Below are 20,523 nucleotides of genomic sequence, written 5' to 3'. Positions count from 1 at the left end.
TACGGCCCCCTAACTTCGAAGCAGCCGGTATCCGTCGCCGGTGGCGACCAGCACCTGTCCGGTCGGCGGGCTGCCGCACGCGCGTTCGCAGCCGACCAAGTGACGATGCACCGGCGAATCCGTCCCGACAAGGTCGGCCGCGTCCGCCCGCACGTCGGCGGCCGAGCGAGCGCAGCCCGGACTGCCGGTGCAGGCGCTGATGTCGAGCCAGGGGGAGTTCTCGTCGAATACCAAACCCAGCGGCGCCAGCACCCGCAGCGCGGCGTCGGCGACGCCCTCGTCGAGGTCGCACACCAGCACCGAACGCCACGGCGTGATCACCATCGGGGCCTCGATCACGGCGAGATACTCCGCGACGTGTGCGGGCAGCACACCCAGCGGTACCGCGGCGCCCAATGCAACCCGGCCTTGCTGACCCGGCCAGTCCTGGGCTATCCAGCCCACCGGCGGTTTGGGGACGGGCGCAAACGGGACGGCACCGAAGTCCGCGCCGGGCAGTAGCTCCTCGATATCAGTCAATTCGTTGATACGCCAAGCGCTTTCGCGTATCTCGGTGAATCGGACGGCGATCCCGACCAGCGTCGCGACCACATCGTCGACCGCCATCCGCAGGCCGGTGTCGCGTCCCATCAGCAGTAGTGCGTAGCCGTCGTCGCAGACGTGCACCCCGACGTCGGCGCCCAGCCCGGACACGTCGGCGCGGCCGTCGTCGATGCTGAACCAAAACCGGCCGCCCAGATCGACCAGTTTCGGCTCGGCGCAGATCGCCGCATCCAGCGCGTCCACCCAGGCCCGCACATCCGCGCGTCCCCCCGCACGCCCGGACAGCGGCGAGGCGACGATGTTTCGCACCCGTTCGTGCGTCGCCGACGGCAATAGCCCGGCCTTGGCGATGCCCTCCGCGACGGCCGCCACGTCAGTGATCGCGCGCAACTGCACATTGCCGCGCACCGTCAGTTCCAACGTTCCCGAGCCGAAGCCGCTGGATAGGCCGGCCAGCGCCGCCAATTGCGCGGCGGTGATCATCCCGCCCGGCAGTCGCACGCGCACCAGAGCGCCGTCGGCGGCCTGGTGCACCTGCAGCGCGCCGGGGCACGCGTCACTGTCGCGGGTTCGGGCCATGCAATCCACGGTAGAGCAGAACGCCGCGCTGAAAACCACGATCGTGTGCCCGCCTGGCCCATGAACCGACCTTGTATCGGCACCGGCTAACGGTCGCCGAAGTCATATTTATCCAGACCGTCGTCGTGGCCTTTACACATGAGGTCGGCACAACGCCGCCGTGGCCGCGACGAAATCTGCGTCTGGTGCTTCTCGCCATTCCACTGCGTAACGCCGATGGTGTACAGCTCGGTATCTCCACCGCAGATCGGGCACTTATGGCTCGGGTCACGCTCGATAATCGGTTCGATCGCCATGAAGCTCAAGGCTAGAAGGTTTGCGCCAAAGAGACTGTGGCCCAAAGACCCGCAGCACCGGGCACTTCGTCCCTACCAGTTCTGGCCGTGCCGCAATTAGATGGTCATTGTCCTGGATTAGCCAATCCGTATCGACTCCGGGAGGTCACCATGCCTGAAGGTACCGTCGCGCGCGTCACCGAGATCAGCGCGAGATCCGACACCAGCTTCGAAGATGCCGTGAAGACCGGCATTGCTCGGGCCGAGCAGACCTTACGTGGCGTCAAGTCGGCCTGGATCAAGGAACAGGTAGTGGATGTGGAGAACGGCGGAGTTGTCGCCTACCGCGTCAACATGCTGGTCACATTCGTCCTCGACTAGAGCCGCAGGTAGCCATGTCGACGAGAACCAGCGTTACAGCGCTCGACCATGCAATAGATTCCGCACATACGTGGGTAAATGATGTCGCCGCGGAGTTCGACACCGAGGATCGCGAGTTCGCTTACCGAGTCCTGAGAGCATGGCTGCATACCCTGCGCGATCGGCTCACGGTAGAGGCGAGCGCTCATTTTGCGGCCCAGCTGCCCGACCTGATCAGAGGCGTTTTCTACCAGGCGTGGGACCCCAATGCCGTCCCCGACAAGTACGACGCCGACGCTTATACCGTCCGGTTCTCTCGCGAGGCGAACATCGCACTCTGCGACGTTGGCAAAGCCGCTGCAGCCACTACCGCGGCCGCGTTGCATCATCTGCCGGCTGCCCAGATCGACAAGGCCCTGGGGCAGTTGCCCATCGAAATCCGCAAGATACTGCAACCCCAGTAGGGCAGAAGATAACGCGGGTGGCGGTAAAGGATGGCTTGCCCGGGGCTGACCGCAAATCAGAACGGCGGCGGCTGATTTCGTTCGGCGACGTGAGCGGCGTTTAGTGAACGCTCTGCGTTGATGCGACGGACGCGGTCTTGCTCGCGGGTGCGCCGCCGCTTGGGCATCATGACCCCGCGGCAGTCGAGCCGGTCGGCAGCCCTTGGCGCGCCGGCTAATTCGCCTGTTGGCAGGCACAGCGTGGGAAATAGCAGCAGACTGCCGGGCCGGGTGGTGTAGGTGTGCCCGCTGGGTGAAGTCCAGACAACCGCACCGTCGGGATGCTGTTCGTCCCGCCAAGCTGTCCAGAAAGTCTTGAGCAGGTGATGTTTTCGGCACAGGCATTTGAGGTTCGACGGATGTGTGGGGCCGAACGGGTAGGGGATCGTATGGTCGATGTCGCAGATCTCGGCGGGACGATCGCAATTGGGGAATCGACACGTCAAGTCGCGGCATCGCACAAATGCTTCGAGCGCCGCCGACGGACGGTAACTCGGCTCGCCCGCACTGCCGGCGCCGGGATGACGCAACGGCCGCACCTTCGCACCATCTCGAATCAGCTCGGCGAGCCGTGGCGAGGGAACCGTCCCGCCACCGGTGATCAACGCGGACGGCCGGTTAACGCTCGAGGGTACGGGCGTGCTCTGCAGCGCCGACGGCTCGGTGACGACGTGGATGACGACGCCCGTCGCGCGCTCGTCGGACTCTAGGCGCGCCGCGCATTCGGCATTGTCGCAGCCACAGCTGAGTCGCTCTGCTCCCGCGGCGAGCGCGCCCAACGCATCGGCACGGCGCTGGGCGAGGGTCCGCGGGTCGTCGTCGCAGACATCGTGGGCCATGTGCAGGAGCCGTCGGTCCAAAGCCGCGGCGTCGGTGGCGTACAGCCGGCCCCACACCGCGGCGGTTCCCGACTCGTCATTGGCCAGGTCGACCACCAAGTCCCGGCTGCGCGCAGCCGCTCGGCTCCGGCGCACTGCACCGGGGTCATAGCGGTCGACTATCGCGTCGATGGCCTGCGCCGTCTTATTCACCGACAGTGGCCCGTATCGGGCCGCGCTCTTGGCCAGTGCCGTATCGACCAGCCGCAACGTGTCCGGGTCCTTGATCAATTCCGTGTGCCACACGATGGCCGCGGCCAGCCGAGCGCTGATGGCGCCGTCAAAGAAGAGGGCTGCTACTTCTGGTAGCCGGTCGCGCAATGCCACGGCTTGATGCATCTGACCGGACGCCATGGAGTGACTGATGCCTTGTGCAGCAGACACTTCGGCGGCCATCGCATCCCAGTTGTCACATGACCACATCGCATGGTCGACGGGACCCACCGCGCGGCGGCGCACCAGTTCGGCGATGGCCGCCAGCCGGCGCGATGAAGCGGCGGCTTCGGCTCGCGTCCACTCCGCGATCGCCGCGACCACGGTCGCATCGTCGGCGCGCAGTAGCTCGTCCGCACCCTGCAATCCATCGAACATATGTTCGAGTATACCCCGATCTACTGCCTCAAACTTTTGGCAGGGTCGCAGGTTGTGGATAACTGCGGACGTGACTGAAAGGTTGTTTACACGGTTCGGTCGCGGCGAACAAACATCCGGACCCTCTTCGATGGCGACGCCCTCGACATGGAAATCCAAGACTTCCGGATCGTCTGCAAACCCATCAGACCGCACCCCCAAACAGGCCTACCTCCACCTAGAAACCTGCCAACTTCTTGACGCAAGACAGACGTCCACCGACAAGTCCGAAGATTGCCGCGGGTCGCGGTGGGCACCCTGCTGTGGTGCAGACGATGGAGTACGCCCCAGGACGCTTGGCCGATGTCTTCGGGGATCGAACTCAGCCGGCCGTTCTTGTATGGCACGGCATGCAGGCCAATGCCCGCGCTGTCGTCCGGCCGCTGGCCGGCGTGCTGGCCGACCGCGGCGCCAACGTCGTGGTGGCCGACTGGGATTCGCATTCCCACGACGGAGGCCGCGCGGACTTGTTGGGATCGGTCGAGTTCATGCGCCAGCGCTGCAAGGGCTTCGTGCTCGTCGGGTGGTCGATGGGCGGCCTCGCCGCGGCAGGGTTGACACTGACTCGCCGGGATGTCCCGCTGACCCATACCGTCTGTCTGGCAGGCGCTTTCACGGTCCCCGACCCGATCACGGGTCGCATCCCGGGCGACGGACTGAGTCCCGGCCCGGCCGGTCCGCCGTTCACCCTGCTGCACGGCCTGGACGACGATGTGGTTCCGGTGACGGCCAGCCGCGACTTCGCCGCCCAGCTCGAAGCCGTCGGGTGGCCGGTGCAGCTGGCAGAGTTGGCGGCCGATCACGGGTCGATCGCCGGAGCGGAGTACGACCCGACCGCCGATCGCTACCGCGCGGCCGAGCCTGCTGACGTCGTGGGCGAGGTCGCCGCACGGATCGCGGCGGTACTCCATTGAAAACGATATGAACACGCGCGGGGCGGCGGCATTTGTGGCAATGTTTGCTGAGGGGGAAACGGTACGCACGGAGAGCTGCGATGTTCAAGATAGCGAATCGCTTGGCACTCATCCTCCCGACCGCTTTCGCACTCGCCGCCGCCGCGACCGCGATGTCGCCGGCGATTAGTCGAGCGGCCCAATGTGGCGAAGGGACCGTCTACGACGCGCCATCCAACACGTGCGTCGTCGCCGCCCAAGCGCCGGCCCCCCCGCCGCCGGCTGCCCCGCCGCCCCCGCCCCCGCCGCCGGCTTGGTCCGGCCCGCGGCCACACGTCTGGGTCAGCGTCTGCGCGCCCATCCGTTTCATCAGCATCTGCACCGGGATCTGAGCGGGCGCCGTCCGCCCACCGGTCGCGTTACGGTACGAATGATGAGTGGCTGAGCCGACGATCGTCCTGCTGTCGACATCCGATACCGACCTGATCAGCGCCCGTTCCAGCGGGAAAAACTATCGGTGGGCCAACCCCGCGCGGTTGTCCGACGAAGAGGTGCCCGACCTTTTGGCTGACGCCGAGATTGTGGTGGTCCGGATCCTCGGCGGCTATCGCGCCTGGCAAAGCGGCATCGACACCGTGCTCGCGAGTGGCATTCCGACGATCCTGGTCAGCGGCGAGCAGGCCGCCGACGCCGAGTTGACCGGACTGTCCACACTGGCCGCCGGAATCGCGGTGCAGGCGCACATCTACCTGGCCCATGGTGGCGTGGAGAACCTGCGCCAGCTGCACGCCTTCCTGTCCGACACCGTGCTGATGACGGGCGTCGGCTTCACCGAACCGGTGGTGACCCCGACCTGGGGGGAACTCGAGCGGCCCGCGGCCCGGCAAACGACGGGCCCCACCATCGCGGTGTTGTACTACCGCGCGCAACACCTGGCCGGCAACACCGCCTACATCGAATCGCTTTGCACGGCAATCGAAGACGCCGGCGCACGACCGCTGCCGGTCTACTGCGCGTCGCTGCGCACCGCCGAGCCCGAGCTGCTGCAACGGCTCGGCGACGCCGACGCGATGGTGGTCACGGTGCTGGCCGCCGGGGGACTGCGGCCCGCGGCCGCATCGGCCGGTGGGGACGACGACAGCTGGAACGTCGAACACCTTGCCGCCCTGGACTTTCCGATCTTGCAGGGGCTGTGCCTGACGAGTTCGCGGGATCAGTGGGACGAGAACGACGACGGCCTGTCCCCGCTGGATGTGGCCACTCAGGTGGCGGTGCCCGAGTTCGACGGGCGCATCATCACCGTCCCGTTCTCGTTCAAAGAGATCGACGACGACGGGCTGATCTCCTATGCGGCCGACGCCGAACGCTGCGCGCGGGTCGCGGGCCTGGCTATCCGGCACGCACAGCTGCGACACGTCGCCCCCGCCGATAAGCGGGTGGCCCTGGTGTTCTCGGCGTATCCCACCAAGCACGCCCGCATCGGCAACGCGGTAGGACTGGACACCCCGGCCAGCGCGGTGGCACTGGTCCAGGCGATGCGCGAGCGCGGCTATCGGGTAGGCGATCTGCCCGGAATCGACGCCAATGACGGCGATGCGCTGGTCCACGCGCTGATCGAACGAGGCGGGCAGGACCCCGACTGGCTCACCGAAGAGAAGCTGGCCGGCAACCCGGTCAGGGTGTCCGCCGCCGACTATCGCGCCTGGTTCGCCACCCTGCCCGACGAATTCCGCGAGGCCGTCGAGACCCATTGGGGTCCCGCACCGGGAGAGCTGTTCGTCGATCGCACCCACGATGCTGACGGCGAGATCGTCATTGCTGCAATGCAATCCGACAACCTGGTACTGCTGGTGCAGCCGCCGCGCGGGTTCGGCGAGAACCCGGTGGCCATCTATCACGATCCGGACCTGCCACCGAGCCACCATTATCTGGCCGCCTATCATTGGCTCGACGCCGGATTCGGAGCGCACGCGGTGGTGCACCTGGGCAAGCACGGAAATCTGGAGTGGCTGCCGGGCAAGACGCTGGGCATGTCGGCGGCCTGCGGATCCGACGCCGCACTGGGCAACCTGCCGTTGATCTACCCGTTCCTCGTCAATGACCCTGGCGAGGGCACTCAGGCCAAGCGCCGGGCGCACGCGGTGCTCGTCGACCATCTGATCCCGCCGATGGCCCGCGCCGAAAGCTACGGCGACATCGCGCGTTTGGAGCAACTGCTCGACGAGCATGCCAACGTCGCCGCCCTGGATCCCGGCAAGCTGCCCGCCATCCGCCAGCAGATCTGGACGCTGATCCGGGCCGCCAAGATGGACCACGATCTGGGCCTGACCGAACGGCCCGAAGAAGACTCGTTCGACGACATGCTGCTGCACGTCGACGGCTGGCTGTGTGAGATCAAGGATGTCCAGATCCGCGACGGGCTGCATATCCTCGGGCAAAAGCCCACGGAGGAAGCAGAACTCGACCTCGTCCTGGCCATTCTGCGGGCCCGCCAGCTGTTCGGCGGCGAGCAGGCCATCCCCGGTCTGCGACAAGCACTCGGTCTCGCCGAAGACGGCACCGACGAGCGGACGACTGTCGATCAAACCGAGGCGGCCGCGCGGGAACTGGTCGCATCGCTGCAGGCCAGCGGCTGGAACCCGGACGCCGTCGACACGATCACCGACAACTCCGACGTCGCCACGGTGCTGCGATTCGCGGCCACCGAAGTAGTGCCCCGGCTGGCCGGTACCGCGGCGGAGATCGAACAGGTGCTGCGGGCACTCGACGGCCGGTTCATACCGGCAGGACCGTCGGGGTCACCGTTGCGCGGCCTGATCAATGTGCTGCCCACCGGCCGCAACTTCTACTCCGTCGACCCCAAGGCGATACCGTCGCGGTTGGCCTGGGAAGCCGGTGTCGCGCTTGCCGATTCGCTGCTGAACCGGTATCGCAACGACCACGGGGAGTGGCCGCAGTCGGTCGGACTGTCGGTGTGGGGCACCTCGGCGATGCGTACCGCGGGCGACGACATCGCCGAAGTCTTTGCGTTGCTCGGTGTTCGGCCGGTGTGGGACGACGCGTCGCGTCGCGTGGTCGGATTGACTGCCATTCCGCTGGCCGAGCTGGGCCGCCCGCGGATCGACGTGACGGTCCGCATCTCGGGATTCTTCCGCGACGCGTTCCCGCATGTCGTCACGATGCTTGACGACGCGGTGCGCTTGGTGGCCGAACTCGACGAACCCGCCGACGCCAACTTTGTCCGCGCGCACGCGCAGGCCGACCTGGCCCAGCATGGTGACCAACGACGCTCCACCACAAGGATTTTCGGTTCCAAACCGGGCACGTACGGCGCGGGGCTGCTGCAGCTGATCGACAGCCGGAACTGGCGCGACGATGCTGACCTCGCCCAGGTGTACACGGCCTGGGGTGGGTTCGCCTACGGACGTGACCTCGACGGTCGCGAGGCGGTCGAAGACATGAACCGGCAGTATCGCCGAATTGCCGTGGCCGCCAAGAACACCGACACCCGCGAGCACGATATCGCCGACTCGGACGACTACTTCCAATACCACGGCGGCATGGTCGCCACGGTGCGAGCGCTGACCGGCAAGGCACCGGCCGCCTACATCGGCGACAACACCCGACCCGACGCGATCCGCACCCGCACACTGTCCGAGGAGACCACGCGGGTGTTTCGGGCCCGGGTGGTCAATCCGCGCTGGATGACCGCGATGCGCCGGCACGGCTACAAGGGTGCGTTCGAGATGGCGGCCACCGTCGACTACCTCTTCGGCTACGACGCCACCGCCGGGGTGATGGCGGACTGGATGTATGAACAGCTGACCGAGCATTACGTGCTGGATCCGGAGAACCGCAAATTCATGACGGAATCCAACCCGTGGGCGTTGCACGGCATGGCCGAACGACTGCTGGAGGCCGCCGGGCGCGGTATGTGGGCGCAGCCGCAACCGGAAACCCTGGACGGGCTGCGCCAGGCGCTGCTGGAAACCGAAGGCGATCTCGAAGGCTGACCTAGATGAAGTCGGATCCGCCGTCCACATTCACCGTTGCCCCGGTGACGTAGCCGTTGCGCCGGGACGCCAGATAGGCGGTGATGGATGCGACCTCTTCGGGAAGCCCGGCGCGACCAAGGTCACAGGGTTGATGAAAGTTGTTGTCGATCCAGGTCATGACATCCACCGGGTCGGTGGCGTCCAGGCCGTCGGCTGCCAGGATCTCCCTCAGGTTATCGGTGAAGCTGGCGGTGACGATGGTCCCGGGACACACGCAGTTGACCAAGATGCCATCGGCAGCAAGGCTTTTGGAAAGATTCTTGGTGACGCTGGCCAACGCCGCCTTCGATGCGGTGTAGGCGACGATGCGCGGGTTCTGGCGTTGAACGGAGTGTGCGGACAGCGTCACGATGCGGGCCCAGTCCGCCGCGCGCAGCAGCGGCAACGACGCGCGAATCGACCGCACGGCCGACATCGTGCCCAGCGCGAACGCCTCCTCCCATTGCGTGTCGTCCATCGCCTCGAAGTAGCCGTCGCCCGGGCCGATCGTGTGCACCAGACTGTTGAGTCGGCCCCAGCGTTCGGCCACGGCGGCGAAACCCTCGGCGATGGATTCCGCGTCACCCATGTCCACGCTGATTCCCACGGCGTCGGGTGCGCCGGCTGCCAGAAGCGATTCCACGGCGGCATCGAGCGCTTTTCGGCTGCGCGCCATCACCGCCACGCTGGCGCCTTCAGCCGCAAGGGTTTCGGCGATAGCCAGTCCCATTCCCTTGCTGCCACCGGTCACCACCGCCGTCGATTCGTTAAAACCCAGGTCCATCGCTACTCCCTCGATCAGTCGGGTGAACAGATCTGATTGATCGCACCCAGCGGCACGCCCAACGCACGCAGGCAGAACCGGAGCGCGTCGTTGCGGACCTCGGTGCGGTCGCAATCGCCGGTTCGCCACTGCCGGTTTATGCTTGCCCACACCACGCCCTGGATGAACTCCGCGCCGTTGACCGGGTCGATGTGGTGGAACACCCCGGTCTGCAGCCCCCGCCGCAGCGCGTCGCCGAGCGGCTGGAGCATCTCGGCGTATGCGGGCTGAATCAGGCTGGGGGAGATCGACGTTTGCGATTGAGCTTCCAGCGACAGCCGCCGCAGATCGGATTTGACGGTGTCGTCGAACGCCAGGTCGAGCCGCCCGTCGATCCACGCCGCGACCGCTTCGATCTCGTTGGTGGCAACCGACATTCGCCGCTGCAGCCGCCGCCTCTCCGCGCGTGCGGTCTCCAGGAACACCGCGGCAACCAGTTCGTCCTTCGAGTCGAAATGCCGGTAGAAGGCGCGGGTACTCAACTTGGCGCGGTCCAGCACGGCGGCGATGCTCAAGCCGGGAACCCCCTGCTCGCGCAGGGTCGTCGACGCGGCCGCCAGAATCTCGCGACGCACCGCCGGATCTGGCTCCAGCTTGTCGCGGCGCCGCGTCCGGGCAGCGCTGGCGCGCTCAGGCGGTGGCATCGTAGGCGGCGAGGTAGTCCGCGAAGCGTTGGCGAACCCCCTCCGTGCTCAGGCCGTACTCGGCGAGGTCATAGTCGTGTGCACCGCGAGAGCCGGGTCTGTGGCTTTGCGCCCATTGCGTGACCGCGTTCGAGGCGGCGTCGGTGAAGCTCAACCCCAGGCGTTCGTAGCCGGCCTGCAACGTGCCCACCGGGTCGGTTTGCAAATCGGCGAAGGAAATGTCGGCGAAGCGGTCCCGGCCACCATCCGAGCCCACTCGGGAACGGAAATCCATTGCCCGCCGGACGGCTTCGACCCAGCTGTCGAGTTGCTCGGCGCCCAGCTCGTGCGGATCGTTGCGGTTGCTGCTCCAGCTGCGGACGTACTGGATCAGGCTGCACACCGAACCCAGCACCTTGGCCGGATCGCGGTGACTCCACAGGAATTTGGCGTTCGGGTAGGCCGCGACGAGCGCGTCCAAGGCGAACATGTGCACCGGCGTCTTGAGGTGCCACAGAGTCGGCGGGCAATGCCATTGCAACAACCGCAGCACCCGCCGGTGAAAAATGTAAGTCTCGCGCATGTCGCAGTCCATCAGCCACGCCAGGTATCCGGGGGCACGCACCGCGCCGTCAAAGTGGAAGGTACGAAAGCTCATTCCCATCAGGTCCTGGCATTCGGTCGCGGCCGTCGCTTCGGAGTTGTGCATCGTCTTCATCAACGGGAACATGTCGTCGAGCATCTTCAGGCTCGCCTCGGTCTGTGCGATTCGCGGATCGGTGTGCTGTGTCGCAGCCTCCGGCGGCGGAGTGGGCGCCTGAGATTCCCACGTCCGCAGCGACCGGAATTGCGGATCGGCGGCGACCAGTTGGCTCAATGCCGTAGTGCCGGTGCGGGGCAGGCCGATCACGAACACCGGGCCGCCGACGACCTCGTCGTCGATCTCGGGATGCTGTCGGTAGGTGTCCTCGACCTTGAGGCGCTGGATCAACGCGTTGCTGATCGTCGCGTGCTGGATGACCTGGCCGATGTCATTGAGGTCGGCCTCGGTGTTCAGCGCGTCGACGATGCGATCGAGTCCCTCGCGGTAGTACGGCGAACCGAAATCGTCGAGACCGGTTGCCGCCCTTGCACCGTTCTCCAATTCGTCGGCATCAAACGTCATCGGGCGAACCTTTCGCGCACAGCGGTACGGCGCGCCGCGATGATGCAGGCCCGCTGCTCGGGCGTCACCGACGCGGTGTCCGGCGGCAACGCCGCGCGAATGTCGTCGAACGCCACGACTCGTGTCGACGGCGTCGGCGCCGTTTTGGTTCGCACGCAACGCAAGATGATCGACCCGTTGCTGAAGCCCGCGGTGTCAAGCCAATTCGCGACGCCCGGGTCTTGCGAGCACAGCACCACGCGTACCATTCCGTCGGTATCCACCGCAGCCTGGAAGGCATTCAGGCTGGACTGATGACGACCGTAGTGAATCGTCTCCCACCAGGGATTGCCGATGGAGAAACTCCAGTAAAGCCCTTCGGGCGGTTCGGATTCCACGACCAGTGCCTCGCCCGGGCCCAGCTCCCAGCGGCCGATCACGGGCCGGTTTTCCGCGGCCGCGCCGATATCGGAGCGGTCGATCGGCGGCAGGAATCCGTTCGTCGGTGCCGCGGCGCCGAATTGCAGGAAGAACGCGAGGTTGTCCTTCACGAAATCGCCGAGGGCGACCAGCTGTCGTGACACCGTCACGGCCGGATCGACCGCGCGGCCGGTTGCGCCAACCGGGTCGCCGATCCGTTCGATGCGCAACGACGACGCGACCTCGGTGTTCCAGTCGTAGAAGAAATGCCGCACCGTCAATATCGGGTGATCACCGTCGAGGCGCATCCAATTGCCGGCCGCCTGCTTCGAAGCGGATAACACCACCTCGAAGTTCCCGTCGGCATCCACCTCGAGTTCGTCGACCAGTTCGTTGGCCGTCGCGACGATGCCGTTCATCGTCTGCAGACCGACGTAGCGGGCGGTGCCCCGATTGCCGAACAACCGATAGCTTTCACCCCCGCGCAGCACGGCGCTGGTGTAGATGCAGTCCGGACACTCCATTCCCCAGGTCACGAGATCGTCGGTGCTGGTGCGCTGCACACACAGGATGGGATCGGGGTCGAAACGCAGCACCTCGTGGATGCCGGCGGTGAGCAGCACCAGCAGGTGGCGCATTCCCGCGGCGAGGTCGACCCGATTGCGGCTGGCGGGGTTCGACCGCACGATCCCCGCTGCCTCGCGCAGTTGGTCCTGCAGATAGGACCACGCCTGGGACAGCTCGACATCGTCGACGTCGGGGCCGGCCAGCGCCGCCTCGGTGATCGAGAACGGCAGCCATGTCATCGGCTTGTTCGGATCGCTCACGCGTGTCCTCGCTCCGGTCGTTGCGACAGGTGCTTAAACGAAAATGACGTTCTCAGTTAACACGATTGCAGCCGACTGCTGAGAATGTCAACGTTCACGGGTAGGTTGAGACCGTGACGCCCACCTTTGCCGACCTCGCCAAGGCGCAATACATCTTGCTGACCACCTTCACCAAGGACGGTCGGGCGAAGCCAACCCCGATCTGGACCGCGGTGGACGGCGACCGCCTGCTGGTGATCACGCAGGCAAACTCCTGGAAGGTCAAGCGGATTCGTAATACACCCCGCGTGACGATGGCGACCTGCACCATGCGTGGTCGCCCGACGAGCGAGGCGGTCGAGGGCACCGCGGCCCTGCTCGACAAGTCGGACACCGGCACCGTTTACGACGCGATCGGCAAGCGTTACGGCATCGTCGGCACGGTCTTCAACTTCTTCAGCAAGCTACGCGGCGGTATGGAAAGCAACATCGGTCTCGAACTGCGAGTGGCCCAAGGCTGAAGCCTTCATGAGTACGGTGCTGATCCCGATCCCGGATCGTGACTTCGACCCGACCGAGGTCGCCGTCAGCTGGCGGGTCCTGACCGACAACGGGCACCGGGTGATCTTCGCGACCGAAAGCGGAGCGCCCGGTGTCGCCGACGACATCATGGTTACCGGCCGAGGGCTCGACATCTGGTCCGCGCTGCCGTTAGTGGGCTCACTGTCACTCGTCGGCCTGGCGCTGCGCGCCGACAAGAACGGTCGCGCCGCCTACGCCGCGATGGCGGATTCACCGGAGTACCAGCACCCCGTCAGCTGGCATCAAGCCACGCTGGACGGCGTCGACGCGGTGCTGCTGCCCGGGGGTCATCGCGCCCGTGGGATGCGCAGCTACATCGACAGCGACATCCTGCAGCGCCTCGTCGTCGAGGCCTTTGCCCGCGACATGATCGTGGCCGCGATTTGTCACGGTGTGCTGCTGGCCGCGCGCAGTATCGATCCCAACACGGGTCGCTCGGTGCTGTACGGACGCAAGACCACGGCGCTCACCTGGGCGATGGAGCGGCTGGCCTGGCGGCTGACCCGAATCACCCGATTCTGGGATCCCGATTACTACCGGACCTACACCGAAGCGCCCGGTCAGGCGACAGGCTTTATGTCCGTGCAGTCGGAAGTCACACGCGCGCTTGAAGATCCGACGGATTTCCGCGACGTCGCACGCGGTACGCCGCACTGGCGGCTGAAGTCGTCCGGGATGGCGCGGGACACCGCGACCGACTCGCGGCCCGCATTCGTCGTCGACGACGGCAACTACATCTCGGCGCGCTGGCCCGGCGATACCCACACCTTCGCCGGCGTCGTGTCGGACAAACTACGTCGTTAGGTGCTCCCCGAAGAAGGAGAAGACGCGACTCCAGGCGTCTTCGGTCGCGGCGTCGTCGTAGCCGAAGCCCGTGATGCGCAGCAGTGGTTGGGCGGGAAGGGTATTGGCGAAGCTGTGCCCGGCCTCCGGATAGACCTTGACGTCACTGGTGATCTGCTTGGCCGCAACCACTTCGCGCAACTTCTCGGGTGCGCCCTTGCCCAGCGGGTCGCGCCCGCCGAAGCTTGCCACGATCGGGCACGCCCCCTCTAACGTGTCGTTCAGGTGCCGGGGCAGGGGAGCGCCGTAAAACGGAGCGGAAGCGCCAAAACCCTTGGGCGACATGATGAGTGCAAACTGGCCGCCCATGCAGAAGCCGGCGATCCCAACCTGCCCAGTGCAGTCCGGCCGCTTCAGCAGGTAGTCGCGGGCCGCAAGAATGTCGTCGAGAGCACGGCCGCGCTGTGTCATCAGCTCACGCATCACCCGGGTGATGCATCGGATGCGGCCGCCGCGCGCGTACATGTTCGGCGTGAGCGCCAGATACCCTGCCCGTGCGATGCGGTCGTTGGTCTGCTGCTTGTCCCGGCCGTAGCCGAAGGCGTCGTGGATCACCACCACACCCGGCCAGGGGCCCTCACCGGCCGGTGTGTCCAATAGCGCATCGATCGGTCCGTCCGGCGTATCGATCTCAATCGTGGTCATATCGTCATCTAACTGCAGCCGCGACATCGACCACCAGGGGAACTCGAGTGCAATGCACAGACGTTGGCATCACATGGTGAGCCGGTTGTTACTCGTCTACGCCGTCGTCGAGCTGGCGGCGATCTTCGCGCTGGTCTGGACGGTCGGGTGGGGCTGGACCCTGCTGGCACTGCTGGGCACGTTCGTGATCGGCTGGGGCCTGCTGGCCCCGATCGCGGGGTCGCAGCTGATTCGCGATATCGGGCGGATGCGCTCCGGCCTCAAGGAACCGCGCACCACCCTGGGCGACGGCGCGCTGGTGACGGCGGCGACCGCGCTGGTCCTGGTTCCCGGCTTCGTCACCACGCTGGTGGGGATGCTGCTGCTCCTCCCGCCGGTGCGTGCGGCCGCCGGACCCGGACTGACCCGGGTCGCGCTGCGGAGTTTTCAGCGACACGCACCACTGGTCGTGACCGAGTTCACCCCTAATCGCGGGGACTACATCGACGGCGAGGTCATCGACGTCTACGACGTCGAGCCGGCCGCGCTGCGCGAGAACCGGCCCGCCGACGACCATTGGGGCGGACCGCGCTACGCGTCCGGCCCGTACTGATTGGTTCTCGCTCCACGTAGTTTTGCCCTGTGACACCGATTCCCACCACTCTGCTGCTCAACGGGCGGGTGCACAGCCCCACCAATCCCGACGCGACCGCGATGGCGGTGCGCGGCGAGGTCGTGGCCTGGCTGGGCAGCGACGACGTCGGCCGCCGGCAGTTTCCCGACGCCGAGCTGGTGGACCTCGAGGGTGGCTTCGTGGCCCCGGGATTCGTCGATAGCCACATTCATGTGACCGCGACCGGCCTCACCCTCAGCGGCCTGGACCTGCGGGGGGCCACTTCGCGCGGGCAGTGCCTGCGGATGGTCGCCGACTACGCCGCCGCCCACCCCGGCGAGCCGATCTGGGGGCACGGCTGGGACGAGTCGTCGTGGCCCGAGAACAGCCCGCCGTCGACCGCCGAGCTCGACGCGGTGGTCGGCGACCGGCCGGCCTACCTGGCGCGCGTCGACGTCCACTCCGCGCTGGCCTCGACCGGGTTACGCAGGCTGGTGCCGGACCTGACGGCAGCGCGCGGTTTCACCGCCGACCGGCCGCTGGCCGCAGACGCCCACCACCTGGTCCGTGCGGTCGCCCGCGGCCTGCTCACGCCCGCGCAGCTGACGGAGGCCAGGACCGCCGCGCTGGGCGCCGCGGCCGCGGCCGGCATCGTCGCCGTCCACGAATGCGCGGGGCCCGAGATCGGTGGCCTCGACGACTGGCTACAGCTGGCCGCCGTCGACCACGGCGTCGAGGTGATCGGCTATTGGGGTGAAGCGGTCAGCACCGCCGCGCAGGCCCGCGCGCTGATGGAACAGACCGGCGCCCGGGGCCTGGCCGGTGACCTGTTCGTCGACGGAGCGCTGGGCTCGCACACCGCCTGGCTGCACGAGCCGTACACCGACGCCCCGGACCGCGTCGGCACCTGCTATCTGGATGCCGACGTCATCGAAGCCCATGTACGGGCATGCACCGAGGCGCAGGTGACGGCAGGCTTTCACGTCATCGGCGACGCCGCGGTCTCGGCGGCGGTCGAGGCGTTCGAACGGGTCGTCGCCGGCCTCGGGGTGGTTGCCGTCGCCCGCTGCGGGCACCGGTTGGAGCACCTCGAGATGGTGACGGCCGACCAGGCCGCCAAATTGGGCGCGTGGGGCGTCATCGCCAGCGTGCAGCCCAATTTTGATGCCCTCTGGGGCGGGCGCGACGGCATGTACGCCCACCGCCTCGGCGCAGAACGAGGCGGCCGGCTCAATCCTCTCGCGCTGTTAGCATCCCAAGGCGTGCCCCTCGCGCTAGGTTCCGACGCCCCGGTGACCGGGCTCGACCCGTGGGGAAGCGTGCGCGCGGCCGTCAATCACCACACCGGGGGCAGTGGCGTCTCGGCCCGGGCGGCGTTCGCCGGCGCCACTCGCGGCGGTTGGCGCGCGTGCGGCGTGCGCGACGAAAACATGGGCGCCCTGGTGCCGGGTGCGCCGGCCTCCTACGCGGTCTGGGACGCCGGAGATCTTGATGTGCACGCCCCGGACGACAGCGTCCAGCGGTGGTCCACCGACCCACGGTCGCGGGTTCCGGCGCTGCCGCGCCTGGGCCCGGCCGACGAGCTGCCGCGGTGCCGACGCACCGTGCACCGGGGTGCTGTCATCCATGGTTAGAGACGACGCGGCCGAGGACGACGGCGAAGCCGAGGACGAGCGGGAACCCGACGAGGCCGGCCCGGAGCCTGACGAGGCGGACCCGGAACCCGACCGTCCGGGCCCGGCCGGTCGAATGGCTGCCGGCGGCCACGGACTAGCGCGGCTGGGCAAGCGCGCGATCGCCCGGCTCCCCGGTATGGGAGTCGCGCTGCGGCCCAGGCTGCCGCGGCTGATCGCCGCCATCGCGGGCGGAGCGCTGCTGTGTGCCAGCTTCCCGTCGGTCAACTGGTGGTGGGCGGCCGTCGTCGCCGCCGCGTTGCTGGCCTGGGTGCTCAAGCATCCCGCCACGACACTGGCGGGCGGATTCGGTTACGGATTCCTGTTCGGGTTCGCGTTCTATGCCCCGCTGCTGCCCTGGATCAGCCTGCTGGTGGGCGCCGTCCCGTGGCTGGCATTGGCCACGATGTGCGCGCTGTTCCCCGGCCTGTTCGGCCTGCTCGCCGTCCTGGTGCGTCGACTGCCGGGGTGGCCGCTCTGGTTCGCGCTGCTGTGGACGGCCCAGGAGTGGCTGAAGTCGATCGTCCCGTTCGGCGGCTTTCCCTGGGGCGCGGTCGCCTACGGCCAGGCCGAGGGCCCACTGCTGCCGTTGGTCCAGCTCGGCGGGGTGGCGCTGCTCTCCATGGGGGTCGTCCTGCTGGGCTTCAGCGTGACCGCGATCGCGCTGGAAATCGCCAAGTGGTGGCGGACCGGCAGCCGGGCGCGCGGTGGCGCCGCGGAGGAAGGGGTGGCGGCCGCGGCGCCACCCGCGGTCGTGTTTCCCGGCGTGTGCTTCTGTCTGGTGCTGTTTGCCGCGGTCATGGTCTGGCCACAGGTGCGGCACTCCGGCGCCGGATCGGGTGGCGAACCGACGGTCACGGTCGCGGCCGTGCAGGGCAATGTGCCCAGGCTCGGCCTCGGCTTCAACGAACAACGGCGCGCGGTGCTCGACAACCACGTCGACGAGACCTTGCGATTGGCCGAGGACGTCCGGGCCGGGGCCGCCCCGCAACCACAGTTCGTGATCTGGCCCGAGGATTCCTCCGACATCGACCCCTTCGTCAACGCCGACGCCGCCCAGCGCATCGCGGAGGCGGCGCACGCGATCAATGCGCCGATCCTGATCGGGTCGGTACTCGCGGTGCCAAATCACGACCAAGGACCCGAGCAGTACACCAACACCGCTATCGTCTGGAACCCGGTCACCGGCCCGGCCGGTCGCCACGACAAAGAGATTGTCCAGCCGTTCGGCGAATACCTACCCATGCGGTGGCTATTCGAGCATCTGTCGAGCAAGGCCGGCCTGGCGGGCAATTTCGTCCCCCGCGCGGGCACCGACGTGGTGCAGATCGCCGGCGTGCCCGTCGGCGTGGCCACCTGCTGGGAGGTGATCTTCGACCGGGTGCCGCGCAAGGCCGTGCTCAACGGTGCCCAGTTGTTGGCGGTGCCTGCCAACAACGCCACCTTCAACAAGCGCATGAGTGAGCAACAACTCGCGTTCGCCAAGGTTCGCGCCGTCGAGCACGACCGATACGTCGTGGTCGCCGGCACCACCGGGATCAGTGCGGTGATTGCCCCCGACGGTGCCGAGCTGGTCCGTACCGACTTCTTCCAGCCTGCTTACCTGGACATCCAGGTGCGCCTCAAGACGATGCTGACGCCGGCAACGCAGTGGGCCACGATTGTGCAGTGGGTCTTGGTCGCGGCCGCCGGAGCGGTCATTCTGGCCGGAATACGGCACAATGGGAGCTTCCCGCGTTCGATTCGCCGGCGGTCCAGGTCATCGGCTGAATCGGCAGACGTCGGGGCCGCCCCGGACGAACCCGGGCCCGACGAGGAAGTGCCGGCGACCGCGCACGACGCTGCTCCGGACACACGCGGCGACTACACTGCGCTCCACCACAAGGGCGGCCGACAACCTCGGTATCTCGGGCGACACAGAGGAGATAAATGACCACCGGCGAGCAGGCGACCCGGGCTCCGGCCAATCGTCCCAGCCAGCGTGTCCTGGTTATCATCCCGACCTTCAACGAGCGGGAGAACCTGCCGCTGATTCATCGGCGGCTGACGGACGCCTGCCCCGACGTGCACGTGCTGATCGTCGACGACGGCAGCCCCGACGGGACCGGTGAACTCGCCGACGAGCTGGCCGCTGCCGACGGCGGCCGCACCCACGTCATGCACCGCACGGCCAAGGACGGGCTGGGCGCCGCTTACCTCGCCGGATTCGGCTGGGGATTGAGTCGGGACTACGCGGTGCTCGTCGAGATGGACGCCGACGGCAGTCACGCGCCCGAGCAGCTGCGCCGGCTGCTGGACGCCGTCGACGCCGGAGCCGACCTGGCCATCGGTTCGCGCTACGTCGAGGGCGGAGCGGTGCGTAATTGGCCGAAGCGGCGCTGGGCCCTGTCCTGGACCGCCAACACCTACGCGCGCCTGGCGCTCGACATCGACATCCACGACATCACCGCCGGCTATCGGGCCTACCGGCGCGAGGTGCTCGAGGCGATCGATCTCGACGGCGTGGACTCCAAGGGCTACTGCTTCCAGATCGACCTGACCCGGCGCACCCTGGACAACGGATTCATCGTCGTCGAGGTGCCGATCACCTTCACCGAGCGCGAACTCGGCGTCTCCAAAATGAGCGGATCCAACATTCGCGAGGCGTTGGTGAAGGTCGCGAAATGGGGTATCGAAAGCCGCCGTAACGGCGCTCGGGCCGCCCGCGCCACCAACCGCAGTTAAGCGGCGGGGCTCAGCCGCGCCGCTTGGAGCGGATCAGCTCGAGGCGCTCCTTGAGCAGCTCTTCGAGTTCTTCGACGCTGCGACGCTCCAGCAGCATGTCCCAGTGGGTGCGCGGCGGCTTGACCTTCTTCGGCTCGGGTAGGTCACCCTCGATCAGGGTGCCTTCCATGCCGTTGCGGCAGAGCCAGGTGCCGGGGATGTCGGCGTCGTCGGCGAACGGAACCTCGAATTCCTCGCCGTTCTCGGTGCGGTACTTCGCGAGCTGACGCGGCGCCAGATCGTGGTTGCGGTCGGTCTCATAGCTCACGGCTCCGAGGCGACTGCCCCTCAGTACACGATCAGCCATGGCTGTTACTCCTTTTAATTGCTCTGAGCTGTAGGCTCCGGTGACGCGATTCTAGTCGCATAGCAAACGTTAGAACGTTGTGCGTAGTTCCCGAGTCCGCATGCGGCATATGCGACTCGACCATCAATGATACCGGGATCGCGCAGGGGGGCCGACTAAAGTCGGCAGGCGTGAGCCGCCGTTCCCACCCACAACCATGCCGCTGGTGCGGTCGAGACGTCACCGAAGTCGGGATGGGTCGGCGCCGTCAGTACTGTCGGCAGTCTTGCCGGCAGCGGGCCTACGAGCAGCGGGCTTCGATGAACCGGGGCGAGGTGACGGCCCTGCCGATTGATGCCGTCGTGCTGTCGGCCGACGATGCGTCCGACCTATCAGATCGCGTCTACCAGGTCCGATGCGCTGCGGAGGATGTCGCGACGGCGCTGGACGAAGGCGCCGAGGCGGCCGAACTGCGCGAACTCTGCGAGGTGCTGATCCGCGCGGCCCGGGCCGCCGACGGCTGGCGTCGAGCGGTCGTCTGACCGCACTTGACCACGACAGATGGTTAGCCGGGTACAGTCGCGCCATGGACGGGCGCCCGTTCCTACGGATTACGGGACGTTTTGAA

18 protein-coding genes and 1 pseudogene are annotated in these 20,523 nt (G+C 67.2%); 10 read left to right on the top strand and 9 right to left on the bottom strand.

Going from position 1 to position 20,523, the window contains the following annotated elements; translation table 11 throughout:
• Positions 1 to 9: 9 nt before the first annotated feature.
• On the bottom strand, positions 10 to 1,122 hold the full coding sequence (gene cobG / locus ACAG21_RS12775; protein ID WP_370496486.1) for a precorrin-3B synthase: 1,113 nt from the start codon (positions 1,120 to 1,122) through the stop codon (positions 10 to 12).
• Positions 1,123 to 1,208: 86 nt separating this feature from the next.
• Complete coding sequence (locus ACAG21_RS12770) at positions 1,209 to 1,418, bottom strand: hypothetical protein (RefSeq protein WP_370496485.1); 210 nt, start codon at positions 1,416 to 1,418, stop codon at positions 1,209 to 1,211.
• Positions 1,419 to 1,568: 150 nt separating this feature from the next.
• Between ACAG21_RS12770 and ACAG21_RS12765 the strand changes: the two genes are divergently transcribed.
• Positions 1,569 to 1,778, top strand: coding sequence for a dodecin family protein (locus ACAG21_RS12765; protein WP_370496484.1), 210 nt, complete (start codon positions 1,569 to 1,571; stop codon positions 1,776 to 1,778).
• A 14-nt stretch (positions 1,779 to 1,792) separates the two neighbouring features.
• Positions 1,793 to 2,221, top strand: a complete 429-nt coding sequence (locus tag ACAG21_RS12760; RefSeq protein ID WP_370496483.1) for a DUF2267 domain-containing protein — start codon at positions 1,793 to 1,795, stop codon at positions 2,219 to 2,221.
• A gap of 56 nt (positions 2,222 to 2,277) precedes the next feature.
• Here the strand turns inward: ACAG21_RS12760 and ACAG21_RS12755 are convergent, their stop codons facing one another.
• Positions 2,278 to 3,729, bottom strand: a complete 1,452-nt coding sequence (locus ACAG21_RS12755) for a DUF222 domain-containing protein (protein WP_370496482.1) — start codon at positions 3,727 to 3,729, stop codon at positions 2,278 to 2,280.
• A gap of 305 nt (positions 3,730 to 4,034) precedes the next feature.
• Here ACAG21_RS12755 and ACAG21_RS12750 point away from each other — a divergent pair, with 305 nt between their 5' ends.
• On the top strand, positions 4,035 to 4,682 hold the full coding sequence (locus tag ACAG21_RS12750; RefSeq protein ID WP_370496481.1) for an alpha/beta hydrolase: 648 nt from the start codon (positions 4,035 to 4,037) through the stop codon (positions 4,680 to 4,682).
• Positions 4,683 to 5,098: 416 nt separating this feature from the next.
• Positions 5,099 to 8,674: a cobaltochelatase subunit CobN gene (gene cobN / locus ACAG21_RS12745; RefSeq protein ID WP_370496480.1), complete on the top strand. Its 3,576-nt coding sequence runs from the start codon at positions 5,099 to 5,101 to the stop codon at positions 8,672 to 8,674.
• Between the two features lies 1 nt (position 8,675).
• On the opposite strand, the gene ACAG21_RS12740 is transcribed toward cobN, so the two are convergent.
• Genes ACAG21_RS12740 through ACAG21_RS12725 form a run of 4 tightly spaced genes read right to left on the bottom strand, consistent with a single transcriptional unit; the run spans position 8,676 to position 12,532 of the window.
• The gene (locus tag ACAG21_RS12740; protein ID WP_370496479.1) at positions 8,676 to 9,479 is read right to left on the bottom strand and encodes an SDR family NAD(P)-dependent oxidoreductase; all 804 of its coding nucleotides are present in this window, start codon (positions 9,477 to 9,479) and stop codon (positions 8,676 to 8,678) included.
• A gap of 14 nt (positions 9,480 to 9,493) precedes the next feature.
• Complete coding sequence (locus ACAG21_RS12735) at positions 9,494 to 10,162, bottom strand: TetR/AcrR family transcriptional regulator (protein WP_370496478.1); 669 nt, start codon at positions 10,160 to 10,162, stop codon at positions 9,494 to 9,496.
• Positions 10,149 to 11,306: a sulfotransferase gene (locus tag ACAG21_RS12730; RefSeq protein WP_370496477.1), complete on the bottom strand. Its 1,158-nt coding sequence runs from the start codon at positions 11,304 to 11,306 to the stop codon at positions 10,149 to 10,151. Before ACAG21_RS12730 ends, ACAG21_RS12735 begins: the two co-directional genes overlap by 14 nt.
• A complete protein-coding gene (locus tag ACAG21_RS12725; protein ID WP_370496476.1) occupies positions 11,303 to 12,532 on the bottom strand; it encodes a hypothetical protein in 1,230 nt (409 codons plus the stop codon). Before ACAG21_RS12725 ends, ACAG21_RS12730 begins: the two co-directional genes overlap by 4 nt.
• Before the next feature lie 113 nt (positions 12,533 to 12,645).
• Between ACAG21_RS12725 and ACAG21_RS12720 the strand changes: the two genes are divergently transcribed.
• Together ACAG21_RS12720 and ACAG21_RS12715 are read left to right on the top strand one after the other, a co-directional pair.
• The gene (locus ACAG21_RS12720) at positions 12,646 to 13,032 is read left to right on the top strand and encodes a PPOX class F420-dependent oxidoreductase (protein ID WP_370496475.1); all 387 of its coding nucleotides are present in this window, start codon (positions 12,646 to 12,648) and stop codon (positions 13,030 to 13,032) included.
• A gap of 7 nt (positions 13,033 to 13,039) precedes the next feature.
• Positions 13,040 to 13,897 (top strand): type 1 glutamine amidotransferase domain-containing protein, encoded by an 858-nt coding sequence (locus ACAG21_RS12715; protein ID WP_370496474.1) that lies wholly within the window; start codon positions 13,040 to 13,042, stop codon positions 13,895 to 13,897.
• On the opposite strand, the gene ACAG21_RS12710 is transcribed toward ACAG21_RS12715, so the two are convergent.
• Positions 13,886 to 14,581 carry a dienelactone hydrolase family protein gene (locus ACAG21_RS12710; RefSeq protein ID WP_370496633.1) on the bottom strand — a complete coding sequence of 232 codons (696 nt, stop codon included), beginning with the start codon at positions 14,579 to 14,581 and terminating at the stop codon, positions 13,886 to 13,888. The two genes, ACAG21_RS12715 and ACAG21_RS12710, sit on opposite strands and share 12 nt — an antisense overlap.
• Before the next feature lie 73 nt (positions 14,582 to 14,654).
• Here ACAG21_RS12710 and ACAG21_RS12705 point away from each other — a divergent pair, with 73 nt between their 5' ends.
• The 3 genes and pseudogenes from ACAG21_RS12705 to lnt all read left to right on the top strand — a co-directional run bounded on the left by ACAG21_RS12705 (position 14,655) and on the right by lnt (position 19,570).
• Positions 14,655 to 15,173: an FxsA family protein gene (locus ACAG21_RS12705; protein WP_370496632.1), complete on the top strand. Its 519-nt coding sequence runs from the start codon at positions 14,655 to 14,657 to the stop codon at positions 15,171 to 15,173.
• A gap of 29 nt (positions 15,174 to 15,202) precedes the next feature.
• Positions 15,203 to 16,807, top strand: coding sequence for an amidohydrolase (locus tag ACAG21_RS12700; RefSeq protein WP_370496473.1), 1,605 nt, complete (start codon positions 15,203 to 15,205; stop codon positions 16,805 to 16,807).
• A 115-nt stretch (positions 16,808 to 16,922) separates the two neighbouring features.
• A pseudogene (gene lnt / locus ACAG21_RS12695) lies at positions 16,923 to 19,570 on the top strand (apolipoprotein N-acyltransferase).
• 10 nt (positions 19,571 to 19,580) lie between these two features.
• On the opposite strand, the gene rbpA reads toward lnt, so the two are convergent.
• The gene (gene rbpA / locus ACAG21_RS12690; protein ID WP_090603109.1) at positions 19,581 to 19,916 is read right to left on the bottom strand and encodes an RNA polymerase-binding protein RbpA; all 336 of its coding nucleotides are present in this window, start codon (positions 19,914 to 19,916) and stop codon (positions 19,581 to 19,583) included.
• A 170-nt stretch (positions 19,917 to 20,086) separates the two neighbouring features.
• Here rbpA and ACAG21_RS12685 point away from each other — a divergent pair, with 170 nt between their 5' ends.
• Positions 20,087 to 20,437 carry a hypothetical protein gene (locus ACAG21_RS12685; RefSeq protein ID WP_370496472.1) on the top strand — a complete coding sequence of 117 codons (351 nt, stop codon included), beginning with the start codon at positions 20,087 to 20,089 and terminating at the stop codon, positions 20,435 to 20,437.
• The last annotated feature ends 86 nt before the right edge of the window (positions 20,438 to 20,523 follow it).

It is taken from the genome of Mycobacterium sp. pR1184 (genome assembly GCF_041287235.1).
GTDB lineage: Bacteria > Actinomycetota > Actinomycetes > Mycobacteriales > Mycobacteriaceae > Mycobacterium.
Note: the sequence above shows the minus strand (reverse complement) of the source record. Positions and strands in the feature narration are given on the sequence as shown.